A 20,565-nucleotide genomic window follows, 5' to 3' on the forward strand; every position below is an offset into this window, starting at 1 on the left:
CAAAAAAACATCCCATTGGGTGGGCAGATCATGCGCAAATTGGTCACGTTTGCAATGTTTGAAGCTGTATAAAAACAAGACAAAACTCAGACCGCATGGGCCCCGTCGAAGCGCCGGGGGAGCCCCATGCAAGCGACGCATCGCCTGACTGCCCACAACGCAGCCCCCGCCTCGGCCCCTGCGCAGCACAGCAGACCGCCCGGCGCAATCCATCCGCAGCGGGCACGGCCCAATCTCTCCCGATGCAGCCCCGGTCGCGGCGCCTGGCAGGCGCGCGCGCGCTCGGACCCATCGGGCATGTCCTGGCCAGCCCGTCGATTTCGTCCATCGCTTGGAAGCGCTCGTCCACGCCACAGGTCTGCGAAGCAAGAAGCTACAACGGCTAAACGCATAAAAATCAAACAAATATTGGAGCATTCAAGAAGAACGCCGGTTACACTGCTGGCGTTTTAAAGCGTCATTAATTGTTATGCCGACAGACCCCTACCTTCTTGCACAGGCATTGCTCCCAACGCAGCGAAGCAGGCGCTGCCCGGACCACCGGACCGCCGAGGGGTTCAACGCAAGCGCCGTCAGCGCCCCGGCGCGCAACGGCGCAGTTCAGGATCAGCGGCCGGCGCGTCGCCGCCACGGGAGGGTCCGCCCCCCTGGCGCCCAAGCACGCCGGGGCCAGAAGATTTACCGAGTCGGTGAGGGCCTGAGCGCCAGCAGCAGCATCCTGCGCCGCTGGCGGCACCCGGGCAGCCCCCTCGTGGGCGGGCGCCGGCAGCCCCCGGGTGCTGCGCAAGCGCGCACGCCAAGAAGACCAAGCACCAAGGCATCGCGCCCCCGGGCAGGGCCGCGGCCCTGGTGCCGAGTCGCACCGTGGTCCGCGGCGCGACGCCCGGGCACGCGGCGCGCGCGCCGCCGCATCACCCCCGCCTGAACCAGCGCAAACCAAGGCCCCTGTCCACAAGGCACAGGGACCAGAACCCCTCGTCCATACACATACGCAAAGGCACGCCATGTCTACTACGCTTCCACCGACCCAGCTGACCAGCATCACCATTGCAGACAGCGCCCTCACAGCCGACGAAACCACCACCGTCACCCTCACCTTCGATCGCTTGGTGCGGAACGTCACCGCAGCGAACCTGGAGGTGCCCGCCGGGACGTTGCTCTCCAATATGCGGCCAGTGGAGAACCGTCCCAATAACCTGAGCCGTACTTGGAAGGTCACACTGACCCCGCCTGCCGACACTGCGCAGACCCCCCAGACCATCAGACTGAAGAACCTCGACGGCGTGAAGGACACGACGAACGATCAGCCCGTAGCCGCCGCCAACCTTGGCCCCTGCGAATACACCGTCAACACCCAGCGGCCCACACTGGCCGGCGCCACCATGGTCAACGGGGCCCTGGTACTCAGCTATACCGATGCCACCAACCTGGACGCGACCAACAAGCCGGACGCCGAGGCTTTTACGGTGCGTGGCGGCAGTGGCCCGGCCATCATCGTCAGCTACGTGCGCGTGGATGCCACGGCCAAAACCGTTACGCTGGTCCTGGCGCGTGCCGTGAGACACGGTGAGCTCGTGACCGTCAGCTACACCGATCCCACAAGCGGCAACGACAGCAACGCGATACAGAACGCTGCCGGCAATGACGCACTGAGCTTCAGCAATCAGGCGGTAACCCACAACACGCCGGTAGACACAAGACCGCCCTCCATCAGTTCTTTGTACAGCACGATCAGGACCGACCCGCTCAGTACCGCGGATATCGGCCCGTTCAACCAGGCCTGCCTCCGAATCGACAAACCATCCGCCACGGTCACCCTCAAATTCACCCAGCCGGTCAAGGGCTTCAGCGCCAGCAACGTCGTGCTGAGAAATGGCGTGGGTACGATGTCCACCCCGACCGCCGTCAACCCCGACGCCGGCGGTCACAGCGACACCTGGACATTCACCCTGTCGGCCCCGGCGGGGGCGACGGACTCCAACGGATCCCTCCCCATCGCGGTGAATCTCTCCGGCGTGACGAACCACGATGGCGTCCAGGGCAGCGCCACCGAGGCGTACGCCGGCGTGCAGTACACGGTGGATGTCACCCGGCCCACGGTGACCCATGCCACGGTGACCGGCAACCAACTGGTGCTTACCTGGAGCGAAACGCTGGATATAAGGACCTCCCTGGCGAGCACGGCCTTCGCGGTGACCGTCGATGGCACGGCCCGGGACGTCAGCGCAGTCGCGATGAATTACGCAGCCAAGACCGTCACGCTGACGCTGAGCAGCCCGGTATCCCGCCTGCATGAGGTGAAAGTCAGCTACACCGACCCCTCGACCGGTGACGATGGCATCGGCGTCGTACAGGACCGCGCCGGCAACGACGCCGCCAGCTTCACGCAAATGGCGGTGACCAACAACACAACGGCGTCAGCAGACAGCACGCCCCCGGCGCTGGCCAGTGCCACGGTCAACGGCAACCAACTGGTGCTCAGCTACACCGAAGCCAACAACCTGGACGCAGCCGCGCTCGCAGGCAACGCAGGCTTTACGGTGAGCAGCACGGGCACGGCCATCACCGTCACCGGCGCCGTGGTGAACGGGGCGGCCAAGACCGTCACGCTCACGCTGAGCCGCGCCGTGACCTATGGCGAGACGGTGAGCGTCAGCTACACCAAACCCGCGACCGGCGCCGTGGTGCAGGACGCTGACGGCAACGACGCGGTGGACTTCAGCAGCCAGGTCGTGCGCAACACCACGCCAGAAGACACCACGCCCCCGGCGCTGCGCAGCGCCACGGTCAACGGCGACCAATTGGTGCTCACCTGGAGCGAAGCGCTGGACAACGTGATTCCGGCCACCACGGCCTTCAGGGTGTCCGTCAATGGCGACGCCCGGGGCGTGCGCGAAGTCGTCGTGAATGCCGCAGCCAAGACCGTCACGCTGACACTGGACTCCCCGGTAACCCGGGGGGACCCGAGGGTGAGCGTCAGCTACACCGACCCCTCGGCGAACAACGAAACCACCGGCGTCATACAGGACCGTGCTGGCAACGACGCGAACAGCTTCACGAATCTGGCGGTGACCAACAACACGCGAGTCACCACCGTCGCCAGCATCGCATGCTCTGACCGCAACCTGGCTGCCGGCGAGTCATGCACCTACACCATCGTCTTCTCCGCACCGATAAAGCCGGAAACCTTTACCCTGCCGAATGACCTGATAACGGCTCATCGCTGGCAGTATGACGAGGTAACCGGCAAGGGCGAGCTGTCGAACCTGTACACCACGGACGGCGGCACCACGTGGAAGTTCACCCTGACGGCGCCGATGAGCGGCGGCGAATCGATCGAATACACCCTGATTCTGCGGCTCGATGGCCTGACCGATAGCGTGGGCAACCCGTGCGGCGACGGCAATACGACCTACAGGACCGGCGGTGGCTCGTATTCATTCGCCCAGCAAAGCTACACCATCGACACCACGCGGCCCACCGCCACCATCACGCTCGACAAAAGCAGCGTCAACAGGGACCAGACCGCTACCGTCACCTTCAGCTTCAGCGAATCCGTCCATGAATTTAACGAACGCGACGTCGTTCTCGGCGACGCCAACGGCACGTTGGGTCCGCTCACCGCGGTGGGCAGCGACAGAAAAATCTGGACCGCGACCTTCACGCCCAGGACCAACGTCAACGACGCCAGCAACACCATCCGCGTGAACCTGGCGGGCGTGAGCGACCTGGCAGGCAACACCGGAGCGGGTAGCGCGAGCAGCGCCAACTACACCGTGGACACCCGGGGCACGGATACCGATGCCCCGGTGCTGCGCAGCGCCACGGTCAACGGCAACCAACTCGTGCTGACCTACACCGACGAGGTAAACAACCTGAGCGCGGCCGAACTGTCAGGCAGCGCAGGCTTTACCGTGAACAGCACCACGGGAGCGGCCATCACCGTGAGCAGCGCCGCGGTCAACGGGGTGGCCAAGACCGTCACGCTCACGCTCAGCCGCGCCGTGACCGGCAGCGAGACGCTGAGCCTCAGCTACACCAGACCCGAAACCGGCCGCGCAGTGCAGGACGAGGTGGGCAACCTCGCGGCGAATTTCAGCAGCCAGACGGTGACCAACCTCACGGGCCGCCCCACGGCCACCATCACGCTGGCCGACACCGCGCTCAAGGCGGGCGAGAGCACCGCCGTCACCTTTACCTTCAGCGAGCCCGTCACCGACTTCACGGCGGCGGACCTCGTGCTCACGGATGCCCATGGCACGCTGGGCGAACTGGTCCGCATCAGCGGTACCAACGACGGCGCCACCAGCTGGCGCGCCACGTACACGCCCGCAGTCAACACCACCAGCCTGAGCAACGCCATCCACGTGGACCTCACGGGCGTGCGCGATCTCGATGGCAACGCCGGCCTGGGCCGCGCGAGCAGCGCCAACTACACCGTGGACACCGTGCGCCCCATCGCCGTGATCACACTGGCCAACCGCGTCCTCACGGCGGGCCAGAGCACGACCGTCACCCTCCGCTTCACCGAGGCCGTCAACGGCTTCACCGCGGACGACGTCATCCTCTCCGACGCCAACGGCACGCTGAGCCCGCTCACCCCCGTGGACTGGGCACCGAGCGGTACCGCCTGGACCGCGACCTTCACGCCAACGGCCAACGTCCGGGACACGAGCAACACCATCCGCGTGAACGCGGCCGGCGTGACCGACGACGCCGGCAACACCGGCGTGGGCATCGCGAGCAGCGACAACTACACCGTGGACACCCGGCCCGCAGACACCGTTGCCCCGGTGTTCCACAGCGCCACGGTCAACGGCGACCAACTGCTGCTGCGCTACACCGAAGAGAACAACCTGAACGCGGCCGCGCTCACGGGCAGCGCAGGCTTTGCGCTCAGCAGCGCCACGGGAGCGGCCATCAGCGTGAGCAGCGCCGTGGTGAACGGGGTGGACAAGACCGTCACGCTCACGCTCAGCCGCGCCGTGACCGGCAGCGAGACGCTGAGCGTCAGCTACACCCGGCCCGAATCCGGCAACGCCGTGCAGGACGTGGCAGGCAACGCCGCGGCGAATCTCGGCAACCAGACCGTGACCAACGTGACGGGCCGCCCCACGGCCACCATCACGCTGGAAGACAGCACGCTCACCCTGGGCGAAACCACCACCGTCACCTTCACCTTCAGCGAGCCCGTCACCGACTTCACAGCGGCGGACGTCGTCCTCACGGACGCCCATGGCACGTTGAACGAACTCGAGCGTGTCAGCGGCGCCAACGGGGGCGGCACCAGCTGGCGCGCCACGTTCACGCCCACGGCGAACACCAGCAGCCTGAGCAGCGCCATCCACGTGGACCTCGCGGGCGTGCGCGATCTCGAAGGCAACGCCGGCGTGGGCCGTGCGAGCAGCGCCAACTACAGCGTGGCCACCACGCGCCCCACGGCCACGATCACACTGGACAACAGCGCCATCAAGCATGGCCAAAGCACGACCGTCACCTTCCGCTTCAGCGAGCCCGTCACCGGCTTCACAAGGGACGACGTCGTGCTCAGCAACGCCAACGGCACGCTGAGCGAGGAACTCATCGCCGGCAGCGACGGCAAAACCTGGGTCACCACGTTCACGCCAAATGCCGACGTGCTGGACACGAGCAACACCATCGGCGTGAACCTCAGCGGGGTCAGCAACGCCGCCGGCAACGCCGGGACCGGCCAGGCCAGCAGCACCAACTACACCGTGGACACCGTCAACACGCAGAGCGTGCATCCCTCAGCCACCATCACATTCGACAAAACCCGGTTCATCGCCGGTGAAAGCACCAAGGTCGAATTTCTTTTCCCCTGGACGCCCGTAATGGACTTCAGGGTGTCCGATATCGACCTCACCCAGGCCAATGGCACGCTCAGCAACCTGCGTGCACCCCATGTCCACGACGGCCGCGCCGGCGGCTACTGGACGGCCACGTTCACGCCCAATGCCGACACAAGCAGCCAGACCAACGCCATCCACCTGAAACTTGTCAATCTGAGCATCATCGATGGGAGCGTCGGTCGCGGCCTGGTCAGCAGCGCCAACTACAGCATCGACACCCTGCGCCCCACGGTCACCATCACGCTGGCCGACAGCAGCCTCACCGCCGGCGAAACCACCACCGCCACCTTCAGCTTCAGCGAGCCCGTCATCGGCTTCGCAAAGGACGACATCATGCTCATCGACGCCAACGGCTCCCTGGGCGCACTCACGACCGAGGACGCCGGCAAAACCTGGACCGCCCCCTTCACGCCCAAGCCCCACGTGAACGACGCGACCAACACCATCAGCGTCAACCTCGCGGGCGTGGTGGACGCCGCAGGCAACGCCGGAGTCGGCACCGCGAGCAGCGCCAACTACAGCGTCCACACCCGGGTGGGAGACACCACGGCCCCGGTATTCAGCAGCGCCACGGTCATCAACCGCGGCGAGCAACTCGTGCTCAGCTTCACCGACGCGAACAGCCTGAGCGACGCCGCGCTGACCAGCGCCGGCTTTACCGTGAACAGCAGCGCCGCGGGAGCAACGGCCATCACGGTCCGCAGCGTCAGCGTGAACGCACCGGCCAAGACCGTGACGCTCACGCTGAGCCGCACCGTTGCCCTCGGGGAGCCACTGACCGTCAGCTACGCCCGGCAGACGGACAACGTGGTCCGGGACGCGGAAGACAACGCCGCAGCGAACTTCCGCAACCAGCCCGTGACCAACAACGACAACACGCCTGACACCACGCCCCCGGTGCTGCGCAGCGCCGCGGTCAACGGCGACCAGTTGCTGCTCACGTTCAGCGAGCCGCTGGACGGCAGCAGCGCACCACCGCCCCGGGGGATGTTTGTGGTGAGCGTCGAAGGCGACATCCTCAACAGCTACTGGGCTCAAGCAGCGGTCGTGAATGGACCCGCAGGGACCATCACGCTGACACTGGCAAAAGCCGTGACGCCCGGCCAAGTGGTGCGAGTCGGCTACGAGGCCCCCCTCGGCGGCGGCAACCAATCATCGAACGTCATACAGGACGTCGCCGGCAATGACGCTGCCACCTTCGAGCGCCAGCCCGTGACCAACACCAGCCCGCCAGCAGCGGGAGGCACCCGGCTCCCCACGCTCGCAGCGACCAACCCGATCACGATCGCCGACAACAAGCTGAGTCTCGACGAGAGCACCACCGTCACCATCCGCTTCGCCGAAGCCATCGCGACCGACAGCTTCACCATCGCCGACCTGACCGTGAGCGGAGGCGCGAAGCTGTCCAACCTGCGCAGCACCGACGGCGGCACCACCTGGACGGTCACGCTGACGGCTCCGGAGCGGGCTGATTTCAGCGGCCTCAGCGGCTTCGGCTTCTTCGCCGTCCTCGGCTACAACTCAACGGGCAACCAGATCCGCGTCAACCTCGCCGGCGTGACCAACCCCGCAGGCAACGCCGGTGTGGGCCAGGCCGTCTCCACGGTCACCTACGACATCGACGTCATGGCGCCCAGCGTCGTGATCAGTTTGGGCGACACCTTCCTCACCCCGGGCGAAACCACCACCGTCACCTTCAGCTTCAACGAGCCCGTCACCGGCTTTGACGCCGACGACATCGACCTGACACGGGCCAACGGCACGCTGGGTCCGCTGACCGCCCTCGGAGATGACAGCAGGACTTGGACCGCCACCTTCACGCCCGCAGCGAATATCAACGATGCCGAGAACAAAATCCGCGTCAGATTGAACGGCGTGGCGGACTTGGCGGGCAATAGGTGGGGTACCGACGTCACCTCCGCCAGCAGCAACTACACCATTGACACCCGGCCCGGCACCACGGGCCAGACATCCGGCCTGAGCGCAAGCGTCACGCTGACCGATGAGCGCCTCACGACGGGAGAAAAGGCGACCGTCATCATCGCCTTCAACAAACCCGTCAACGGCTTCACGCTCGATGACGTGAACGGGGGGACCAACGGCACGCTCAGCGACCTCGTACGCAGCGCCGACGGCCGAACCTGGACGGCCACCTTCACGCCCACGGCGGGCGTCATCGCCGAGAACAACACCATCCGCGTGAACCTCGCGGGCGTGACCGACGCCGCAGGCACCGCCGGCACCGGCAGCGCCACCAGCGCCAACTTCATCGTGAACACCGCGCTCCCTGCCGCCACGATCACGCTGGCCGATACCGCGCTCACCGCGGGCGAAACAACGACCGTTACCTTCACCTTTAACCAATCGGTCCTCGGCTTCACGATCGATGACGTCGATCTGACGCAGGCCAACGGCACATTGAGCGGACTCACATACACCGCCAACAACACCTGGACCGCCACCTTCACACCCGATGCCAACGTCAGCGCCGCGACGAACACCATCCGCGTCAACCTGACCGGCGTAGCCAACCATGCAGGCCGCTCCAGTACCGGCACCGCCAGCAGCGCCAACTACACCGTGGACACCCGGCTGCCGGACACCACGCCCCCGGCGTTCAGCAGCGCCGCGGTCAACGGCAGCCAACTGGTGATCACGTACACCGAAGCCAACAGCCTGGACCCGGCAGCCCTCGCGGGCAGCGCCGGCTTTACCGTGAGCAGCACCACGGGCGCGGCCATCACCGTGAGCAGCGCCGTGGTGCACGCGACGAACAAGACCGTCACGCTCACGCTGAGCCGCGCCGTGACCCCGGCGGAGACGGTGAAAGTCAGCTACACCAAACCGGCATCCGGCGCCGTGGTGCAGGACGCTGCGGGCAACGACGCAGTGAGCTTCAGCGAGCAGGCGGTGACGAACAACACACCCAGCGGCACGGCGGACACCACGGCCCCGCAGCTGATCACCACCGGCCACGAGTACCAGTTCCCCACCGTCAACAGAAGTGGCGAACAACTGTTGCTCACATTCAGCGACACGAGCAATCTGGACGAGAACCACATGCCGGCCGCCAGGGACTTCACGGTGCGCGTGGATGGTGACCTCAGGACGGTCAGCAGTGTGACCATGAATGCAACGGCCAAGATCATCTTCCTGGTGCTGGCTACCCCCGTGGCCGCTGGTCAGCGGGTGACCGTCGCCTACCAGGACAGCACACCCACCGACACCGAGGGCAACGGCATACAGGACACGGCAGGCAATCGCCTGGACAGCTTCCCGGCCACGGAGGCAGTCAATAGCGTATTGGACACGGGTGCCCCGCAGCTGATCACCACCGGCGCCATGCGCCCCACGGCCAGCGGCAACCAACTGGTGCTCAGCTTTAGCGACGCGAACGGCCTGAGCGTGGACCCGGCCCGCAAGCCGGTCACCGGGGACTTTACGGTGCGCGTCGCTGGCGTCGCGAATGCCGTCACCGCAGTCGCCGTGGACGGGGCCGCCAAGACCATCACACTCACGCTGACCACCGCCGTGACCCCTGGCCAGACAGCGACCGTCGTCTACGCCGACAGCACACCCAACGACATCAGCGCCATACAGGACGACAGAGGCAACCGCCTGACCGGCTTTGCGGCCACGGAGGTGAATACGACACCCGACACCACGCCCCCGGTGTTCAGCAGCGCCGCGGTCCGCGGCAACCAGCTGGTGATCACGTACACCGAAGCCGACAGCCTGGACGCGGCAGCCCTCGCGGGCAGCGCCGGCTTTACCGTGAGCAGCACCACGGGCACGGCCATTACCGTGAGCAGCGCCGTGGTGCACGCGACGAACAAGACCGTCACGCTCACGCTGAGCCGCGCCGTGGCCAGCACGGAAACAGTGAGCCTCAGCTACACCAAACCCGCGACCGGCGCCGTGGTGCAGGACGCTGCGGGCAACGACGCGGTGAATTTCAGCAGCCAGGTGGTGACCAACAACCCATCCGGCGGCACGGCGGACACCACGGCCCCGGAATTCTTCGCCACGGGTCCCCGGATCCCCTCGCTCGCCGGCGACGGCAAGACATTGACCGTCAGATTCAGCGACACGAGCAATCTGGACACGGACCCGGCCCACGCACCGGCCAGCGGGGACTTCACGGTGCTCATCGATGGCACCTCCATCGCCGTCACTGGAGTGACTGTGTTTGGAACGGAAAAGTCCATTGAGCTGACACTGCGCGACCCCGTAGCACCACGTGGCAGGAGCATGACCGTTGCCTACCAGGACAGCACGCCCACCGACAACAAAGGCATACAGGACATACACGGCAACCGCTTGACCAGCTTTCCGGCCACCGCGGTGACCGACAGCACAGCAGACACGCAGAGCCCGGAACTGATCACCACCGGCACCGCGCGCCCCAAGGTCAACGGCGATCAGCTGGTGCTCAGCTTCTTCGACGCACAGTCGTTGGACGCGGGCCACAAGCCAGCCAACGGGGCTTTTACGGTGCGCGTGAATGACGTCGCGAACGCCGTCACCAACGTCACCATCGATGCACAGGCCAAGACCGTGACGCTGACGCTGACCACGGCGGTCACCCACGGCCAGTCGGTCACCGTCGCCTACACCGACCCCACGGCCGGCAACGACATCGACGCGATACAGGATAGATTTGGCCAGGACGCGGCCAGCTTTGCCGCCACCGAGGTGGTCAACAACACGCCCGCACCAGACACCACGCCCCCGGAGTTCAGCAGCGCCGCGGTCAACGGCACCCAACTGGTGATCACGTACACCGAAGCGGGCACCCTGGACGCGGCAGCCCTCGCGGGCAACGCCGGCTTTACCGTGAGCAGCACCACGGGCACGGCCATCACCGTGAGCAGCGCCGTGGTGCATGCGACGAACAAGACCGTGACGCTGACACTGAGCCGCGCCGTGACCCCGGCTGAGACGGTCAAAGTCAGCTACACCAAACCAGCATCCGGCGCCGTGGTGCAGGACGCTGCGGGCAATGACGCAGTGAGCTTCAGCGAGCAGGCGGTGACGAACACCAGCCCGCCAGCAGGGGGAGGCACCCAGCTCCCCACGCTCGCAGCGACCAACCCGATCACGATCGCCGACGACAAGCTGAGCCTTGGCGAGAGCACCACCGTCACCATCCGCTTCGCCGAAGCCATCGCGACCGACAGCTTCACCATCGCCGACCTGACCGTGGGCGGTTACGCGACGCTGGCCAACGACCTGAGGAGCACCGACGGCGGCATCACCTGGACGGTCACGCTGACGGCTCCGACCATGCAGGATCTGTTTGCGCCCGAAGGCTTCGGATCCGGCAAGTACAACTCAACGGGCAACCAGATCCGCGTCAACCTCGCCGGCGTGACCAACCTCGCAGGCAACGCCGGTGTGGGCCAGGCCGTCTCCACGGTCACCTACGACATCGACACCATGGCGCCCATCGCCGCCATCACGCTGGGCGACACCGTCCTCACCCCGGGCGAAACCACCACCGTCACCTTCAGCTTCAACGAGCCCGTCACCGGCTTTGACGCCGACGACATCGACCTGACACGGGCCAACGGCACGCTGGGTCCGCTGACCGCCATCGGAGATGACAGGAGGACTTGGACCGCCACCTTCACGCCCGCAGCGAATGTCAACGATGCCGAGAACAAAATCCGCGTCAGATTGGACGGCGTGGCGGACTTGGCGGGCAATTATCCGAGTACCAACAGCACCTCCGTCAGCAGCAACTACACCATTGACACCCGGCCCGGCAGCACGGGCCAGACATCCGGCCTGAGCGCAAGCGTCACGCTGACCGATGACCGCCTCACGACGGGAGAAAAGGCGATCGTCATCATCGCCTTCAACAAACCCGTCAACGGCTTCACGCTCGATGACGTGGACGGGAGCCGGGCCAACGGCACGCTCAGCGGCCTCATACTCGGCGCCGACGGCAGAACCTGGACGGCCACCTTCACGCCCACGGCGGGCATCATCGCCGAGAGCAACACCATCAGCGTGAACCTCGCGGGCGTGACCGACGCCGCAGGCACCGCCGGCACCGGCAGCGCCACCAGCGACAACTTCCGCGTGCACACCGCGCTCCCTGCCGCCACGATCACACTGGCCGATACCGCGCTCACCACGGGCGAAACGACGACCGTCACCTTCAGCTTCAACCAAATGGTCCTCGGCTTCACGATCGATGACATCGATCTGACGCAGGCCAACGGCACATTGAGCGCACTCACATACGCCGCCAACAACACCTGGACCGCCACCTTCACACCCGAGGCCAACGTCAGCGCCGCGACCAACACCATCCGCGTCAATCTGACCGGCGTAGCCAACGTGGCAGGCCGCTCCAGTACCGGCACCGCCAGCAGCGCCAACTACACCGTGGAAACCCGGGTGCCGGACACCACGGCCCCGCAGCTGATCACCACCGGCGCCACGTCCCCCAAGGTCACCGGCGACCAACTGGTACTCAGCTTCAACGACACCAGCAACCTGGACGCGGACCCGATCCACAAGCCGGCGGGCGGGGCCTTTACGGTGCTGGTCAACGGCGTCGCGAACGCCGTCACCACCGTCACCGTCCAGGCCCGGGCCAAGACCGTCACGCTCACGCTGAGCACGGCGGTCACCCACGGCCAGTCGGTCACCGTCGCCTACACCGACCCCACGACCGGCAACGACGCCAACGCAATCCAGGACGCTGCCGGCAACGACGCAGCCAGCTTTGCGGCCACCGCGGTGGTCAATAACACGCCAGCAGCAGACACCACGCCCCCGGCGTTCAGCAGCGCCACAGTCACCGGCAGCCAACTGGTGATCACGTACACCGAAGCGGGCACCCTGGACGCGGCAGCGCTCGCGGGCAGCGCCGGCTTTACGGTGAACACCACCGCAGGCACAACGGCCATCACCGTGAACAGCGCCGTGGTGAACGCGACGGACAAGACCGTGACGCTGACACTGAGCCGCGCCGTGGCCAATACGGAGACGGTGACCGTCAGCTACACCAAGCCCGCATCCGGCGCCGTGGTGCAGGACGCTGCGGGCAACGACGCAGCAAACTTCAGCAGCCAGGCAGTAACCAACAACACGCCCGCGCCAGCAGACACCACGCCCCCGCAGCTGATCACCACCGGCGACACGACGCGCCCCAAGGTCAGCGGCGACCAACTGGTGCTCAGCTTTAGCGACACGGGCAACCTGGACGCGGACCCGACGCACAAGCCGGCGAACGGAGCCTTTACGGTGCTTGTGAACGGCGTCGCAAACGCCGTCACCAACGTCAGCGTCGAGGCCCAGGCCAAGACCGTCACGCTCACGCTGAGCACGGCGGTCAGCCACGGCCAGACGGTCACCGTCGCCTACGCCGACCCAACGACCGGCAACGACACCAACGCCATACAGGACGCCGCCGGCAACGACGCGGCCAGCTTTGCTGCTACCGCGGTGACCAACAACACGCCCGCGCCCCCAGACACCACGCCCCCGCAGCTGATCACCACCGGCGACACGACGCGCCCCAAGGTCAGCGGCGACCAACTGGTGCTCAGCTTTAGCGACACGGGCAACCTGGACGCGGACCCGACGCACAAGCCGGCGAACGGAGCCTTTACGGTGCTTGTGAACGGCGTCGCAAACGCCGTCACCAACGTCAGCGTCGAGGCCCAGGCCAAGACCGTCACGCTCACGCTGAGCACGGCGGTCAGCCACGGCCAGACGGTCACCGTCGCCTACGCCGACCCCACGACCGGCAACGACACCAACGCCATACAGGACGCCGCAGGCAACGACGCGGCCAGCTTTGCGGCCACGGCAGTGACCAACAACACGCCAGCGCCAGCAGACACCACGCCCCCGCAGCTGATCACCACCGGCGACACGACGCGCCCCAAGGTCAGCGGCGACCAACTGGTGCTCAGCTTTAGCGACACGGGCAACCTGGACGCGGACCCGACGCACAAGCCGGCGAACGGAGCCTTTACGGTGCTTGTGAACGGCGTCGCAAACGCCGTCACCCACGTCAGCGTCGAGGCCCAGGCCAAGACCGTCACGCTCACGCTGAGCACGGCAGTCAGCCACGGCCAAACGGTCACCGTCGCCTACGCCGACCCAACGACCGGCAACGACACCAACGCCATACAGGACGCCGCAGGCAACGACGCGGCCAGCTTTGCGGCCACGGCAGTGACGAACAACACGCCCGCGCCACCAGACACCACGCCCCCGGTGATCCACACCGCCAGGGTCACCAGCGACCAACTGGTGCTCACGTACACCGAAGCCAATAGCCTGAACGCGGCTGCGCTGACGGGCAGCGCCGGCTATGCGGTGAGCAACGCTGCTGGCACGGCGGCCATCACCGTGAACAGCGCCGTGGTGAATGCAACGGCCAAGACCGTGACGCTGATGCTGAGCCGCATCGTGGCCCACGGGGAGACGCTGAGCCTCAGCTACGCCAGGCCCGAAAGCGGCACCGTGGTGCAGGACGCGGCAGGCAACGCGGCGGCGAGCTTCAGCAATCAGCCCGTGACGAACGCAACGCGAGACACCACGCCTCCGCGGGTGATCCAGAGCGGCGACAAAGGGCCCAGGGTCAACGGTGACCAACTGGTGCTCAGCTTCAACGACACGAGCAATCTGGACGCAGACCCGACCCACAAACCGGCGAACGAAGACTTCACGGTGCTGATGGCCTCTGGTGGTGCGCGCAACAACGTCACCCAGGTGCTCGTGAATGCGCAGGCAAAAACCATCACGCTGACGCTGACCAGTCACGCGACACTGGCCCAGATGGACTCCATCGACTACAACGACAGCACGCCCAGCGACACCAGTGGCATACGGGACGAGGCCCAAAACAGCCTGGGGAGCTTTTCGATCACCCTCGCACCGGACACCCAGCCCCCCACGCTGGCGGCGACCGACCCGATCACGATCGGCGACAACAAACTGGCCCGTGACGAAAGCACCACCGTCACCATCCGCTTCTCCGAAGCCATCACCAACTTCAGCCTCGACGACCTGACCGCGGAGGGGTCCGGCGCGAGGCTGTCCAACCTGCAAAGCACCGACGGCGGCACGACCTGGACGGTCACGCTGGCGGCCCCGACTTTGGATGATTACATCGGGGGGGCCATCTCCAGTTCGACGAACAACAAGATCCGCGTGAACCTGGCCGGAATCACCGACCTCGCGGGCAACGCCGGGGTGGGCACGGCGGCCTCCACGGTCCGCTACGACATCGACCTTCAGGACCCCGTCGCCACCATCACGCTGGCCGACAGCACCCTGACCGCTGGCGAAACCACCACCGTCACCTTCCGCTTCAACGAGGCCGTCACGAACTTTGATGCGAGCAAGATAGAGCTCTCAAACGCGAACGGCACGCTGGGCTCACTGACGGCCGGCGCAGACGGCAAGACCTGGACCGCGACCTTCACGCCCAGCGCCAACATAAACGACGCGAGCAACACCATCGGCGTGAACATGAGCGGTGTGCGGGACCAGGCGGGCAATAGCGCGACGGGCACGATCACCAGCGCCAACTACACCGTGGACACCCGGTCGGACACCACGGCCCCGGAGTTCAGCAGCGCCGCGGTCAACGGCAACGAACTGGTGCTCACGTACACGGAAGCGGGCACCCTGGACCCGGCAGCCCTGGCGGGCAACGCAGGCTTTACGGTCAGCAGCACGGGCACGGTCATTACCGTGAACAGCGCCGTGGTCAACGCCACGGCCAAGACCGTGACGCTGACGCTGAGCCGCGCCGTGACCAGCGCGGAGACCACCGTGACCGTGAGCTACACCAAGCCCACATCCGGCGCCGTGGTGCAGGACGCTGCCGGCAACGACGCAGCGGACTTCAGCGCAAAGCCCGTGACGAACAGCACGCCAGCGCCATTGGACAGCACGGCCCCGGTGCTCATCACCGAGGGAACCAAAGCACCCAAGGTCAACGCAAGCACACTGGTGCTCAGCTTCGAGGACGCAGGCAACCTGAACGCGGACGCGAGCCGCAAGCCAGCGAGCGGAGACTTCACGGTGCTCGTCGCGGGCGAGCGCAACGCCGTCACGAATGTGCTCGTGAACGCGCAAGAAAAGACCGTCACGCTGACGCTGACCAGACCGGTGACCGCTGGCCAGACGACGACCGTCGCGTACAGCGACAGCACGCCCGGCGACACCAGCGGCATACAGGACGTGGCCAACAACCGCCTGGGCAGCTTCGCGGCGACGACCGTCAGCGTATCCGACACCAGCGCCCCGGTGCTCATCACCGTGGGAGCCAAAGCGCCACAGGTCAACGCAAGCACACTGGTGCTCAGCTTCGAGGACGCAGGCAACCTGGACGCGGACGCGAGCCACAAGCCGGCGAGCGGAGACTTCACGGTGCTCGTCGCGGGCGAGCGCAACGCCGTCACGAATGTGGTCGTGAACGCGCAAGAGAAAACCGTCACGCTGACGCTGACCAGACCGGTGACCGCTGGCCAGACGACGACCGTCGCGTACAGCGACAGCACACCCAGCGACACCAGCGGCATACAGGACGTGGCCAACAACCGCCTGGGCAGCTTCCAGACCACGGCAGTCAGCGTATCCGACACCAGCGCCCCGGTGCTCATCACCGTGGGAGCCAAAGCGCCCAAGGTCAACGCAAGCACACTGGTGCTCAGCTTCGAGGACGCGGGCAACCTGAACGCGGACGCGGCGCGCAAGCCGGCGAGCGAAGACTTCACGGTGCTCGTCGCGGGCGAGCGCAACGCCGTCACGAATGTGGTCGTGAACGCGCAAGAGAAAACCGTCACGCTGACGCTGACCAGACCGGTGACCGCTGGCCAGACGACGACCGTCGCGTACAGCGACAGCACACCCAGCGACACCAGCGGCATACAGGACGTGGCCAACAACCGCCTGGGCAGCTTCCAGACCACGGCAGTCAGCGTATCCGACACCAGCGCCCCGGTGCTCATCACCGTGGGAGCCAAAGCGCCCAAGGTCAACGCAAGCACACTGGTGCTCAGCTTCGAGGACGCGGGCAACCTGAACGCGGACGCGGCGCGCAAGCCGGCGAGCGAAGACTTCACGGTGCTCGTCGCGGGCGAGCGCAACGCCGTCACGAATGTGGTCGTGAACGCGCAAGAGAAAACCGTCACGCTGACGCTGACCAGACCGGTGACCGCTGGCCAGACGACGACCGTCGCGTACAGCGACAGCACACCCAGCGACACCAGCGGCATACAGGACGTGGCCAACAACCGCCTGGGCAGCTTCCAGACCACGGCAGTCAGCGTATCCGACACCAGCGCCCCGGTGCTCATCACCGTGGGAGCCAAAGCGCCCAAGGTCAACGCAAGCACACTGGTGCTCAGCTTCGAGGACGCAGGCAACCTGGACGCGGACGCGAGCCACAAGCCGGCGAGCGGAGACTTCACGGTGCTCGTCGCGGGCGAGCGCAACGCCGTCACGAATGTGCTCGTGAACGCGCAAGAAAAGACCGTCACGCTGACGCTGACCAGACCGGTGACCGCTGGCCAGACGACGACCGTCGCGTACAGCGACAGCACGCCCGGCGACACCAGCGGCATACAGGACGCAGCCAACAACCGCCTGGGCAGCTTCGCGGCGACGACCGTCAGCGTATCCGACACCAGCGCCCCGGTGCTCATCACCGAGGGAGTCAAAGCACCCAAGGTCAACGCAAGCACACTGGTGCTCAGCTTCGAGGACGCAGGCAACCTGAACGCGGAGGCGAGCCGCAAGCCAGCGAGCGAAGACTTCACGGTGCTCGTCGCGGGCGAGCGCAACGCCGTCACGAATGTGCTCGTGAACGCGCAAGAAAAGACCGTCACGCTGACGCTGACCAGACCGGTGACCGCTGGCCAGACGACGACCGTCGCGTACAGCGACAGCACGCCCGGCGACACCAGCGGCATACAGGACGCAGCCAACAACCGCCTGGGCAGCTTCGCGGCGACGACCGTCAGCGTATCCGACACCAGCGCCCCGGTGCTCATCACCGAGGGAGTCAAAGCACCCAAGGTCAACGCAAGCACACTGGTGCTCAGCTTCGAGGACGCAGGCAACCTGAACGCGGAGGCGAGCCGCAAGCCAGCGAGCGAAGACTTCACGGTGCTCGTCGCGGGCGAGCGCAACGCCGTCACGAATGTGCTCGTGAACGCGCAAGAAAAGACCGTCACGCTGACGCTGACCAGACCGGTGACCGCTGGCCAGACGACGACCGTCGCGTACAGCGACAGCACGCCCAGCGACACCAGCGGCATACAGGACGTGGCCAACAACCGCCTGGGCAGCTTCCAGACCACGGCAGTCAGCGTATCCGACACCAGCGCCCCGGTGCTCATCACCGAGGGAGCCAAAGCGCCACAGGTCAACGCAAGCACACTGGTGCTCAGCTTCGAGGACGCAGGCAACCTGAACGCGGAGGCGAGCCGCAAGCCAGCGAGCGAAGACTTCACGGTGCTCGTCGCGGGCGAGCGCAACGCCGTCACGAATGTGCTCGTGAACGCGCAAGAAAAGACCGTCACGCTGACGCTGACCAGACCGGTGACCGCTGGCCAGACGACGACCGTCGCGTACAGCGACAGCACGCCCAGCGACACCAGCGGCATACAGGACGTGGCCAACAACCGCCTGGGCAGCTTCGCGGCGACGACCGTCAGCGTATCCGACACCAGCGCCCCGGTGCTCATCACCGAGGGAGTCAAAGCGCCACAGGTCAACGCAAGCACACTGGTGCTCAGCTTCGAGGACGCAGGCAACCTGAACGCGGACGCGGCGCGCAAGCCGGCGAGCGGGGACTTCACGGTGCTCGTTGCGGGCGAGCGCAACGCCGTCACGAATGTGCTCGTGAATGCGCAAGAAAAGAGCGTCACGCTGACGCTGACCAGACCGGTGACCGCTGGCCAGACGACGACCGTCGCGTACAGCGACAGCACGCCCGGCGACACCAGCGGCATACAGGACGCGGCCAACAACCGCCTGGGCAGCTTCGCGGCGACGACCGTCAGCGTATCCGACACCACGCCCCCGGAGTTCAGCAGCGCCACGATCGACAAAAACCAACTGGTGATCACGTACACGGAAGCGGGCACCCTGGACCCGGCAGCCCTGGCGGGCAACGCAGGCTTTGCGGTCAGCAGCAGCACGGGCACGGCCATTACCGTGAACAGCGCCGTGGTCAACGCAACGGCCAAGACCGTGACGCTGACGCTGAGCCGCACCGTGACCAGCGCGGAGACCACCGTGACCGTGAGCTACACCAAGCCCACATCCGGCGCCGTGGTGCAGGACGCTGCCGGCAACGACGCAGCGGACTTCAGCGCAAAGCCCGTGACGAACAGCACACCAGCGCCCGTCGCACCCGCACCTGCACCTGCCGCGCCCGCCGCACCCCCTTCATCCGGTGGATCCTCTGGCGGAGGATCCCCCGCGCCTGCACCAGGCCCCCACAGGGAACCGGATACAGACAGCGACGGTGTGCCCGACGCCCAGGAAAACCAGGCCATCGGCCCCACCGGTGCCGCACGCGGCGACGGGAACCGGGACGACGTCCAGGACAGGACACAGGCCGCAGTCGCCTCATACAGCGCCACGACGAGCAGCAGTTCCAGCACCTCGGTCACCTTGGTGGCCGATAGCCAGGAAGGCAAGGTCAACGCCAGCAGTACCGTCCGCATTACCAGCCTGGTGCAAAAGGCGGTCCCGACCTCGATGTCCCGGGCGCTGGAGACACCGATCGCGCTGACGAGTTTCAAGGCCACGCTGGATGCCACCGGCAGCAGCGAGACCTTCAGCCTGTACGTGGACCCGAAGCTCGGCGCCAACGGTTACTGGGCGCAGGACAGCAGCGGCACCTGGGTGAATCTGGCGAGCAGCCCTTACGGCGGCAAGATGGTGAACGAAGGCGGGCGGCTGCGGCTGGACTTTGCGATCCAGGATGGCGGGCAGTTCGACGCCGATGACAAGGCCGACGGCACCATTACCGCCTCCGGTGCCGCAGCGCAGATGCCGCTGTCCATCACCGGGCAGGCGTCCGATGTGCTGAGTGGTGGAGGGTTCTGGTTCTGAAGTCGGCTCCCCCGGACCCATCTCCCTCAAGAGGGGTCATGGGGGGTGTTGAATTTGCAGGCCAGGACACCAGCCACAGCGCGATGGCGATCAGTCCGCCGCGCAGCGCATCCAGTCGCCTACCGCCTGGTCTGTCGTCCGCAGACCTTGGTCGATTCCGCGGCCCGCGCAGCCCAGGTCTTGCCTTTGGGTGAGCGCTGGACTGCGCACCCTTGCGCGAACGATCGCCCACGGCGAATTTTCCGGTGGCGAAGCAATGGGGGAATAAAAAAAATGCCAAAGAATCCACCATTTTCTGGGCAGATCATGCGCAAACTGGTCACGTCTGCAATGTTTGAGTCTGTATAAAAACAAGACATAGTTCCGGTCGCATGGACCCCGACGAATCGTCTGACTGCCCCAAAACGCAGCCTCCGATTCGACCCCTTGCGCACCACAGCAAACCGCCCGGCGCACTCCATCCGCAGCGCGCGTGGCCAGACCGTTCGGCCCCGACCGGGCGCCGCGCCCAGCGCTTGGGAAGAGGGTCCGCGGCGGTCTGCGGCACCCGGTCCGCCGGGCATGTCCCAGGCAGCACGTCGATTCCGTC

At 66.2% G+C, this 20,565-nt stretch carries 1 protein-coding gene; it reads left to right on the plus strand.

What is annotated here, in order from left to right:
* Nucleotides 1-1,004 precede the first annotated feature (1,004 nt).
* On the plus strand, nucleotides 1,005-19,976 hold the full coding sequence (locus D5041_RS21665; RefSeq protein ID WP_265285792.1) for a SwmB domain-containing protein: 18,972 nt from the start codon (nucleotides 1,005-1,007) through the stop codon (nucleotides 19,974-19,976).
* Nucleotides 19,977-20,565 lie beyond the last annotated feature (589 nt).

Origin of the sequence: Verminephrobacter aporrectodeae subsp. tuberculatae (assembly GCF_026127385.1) — a bacterium.
In the GTDB taxonomy this organism is placed as follows: Bacteria; Pseudomonadota; Gammaproteobacteria; order Burkholderiales; family Burkholderiaceae_C; genus Acidovorax; species Acidovorax aporrectodeae.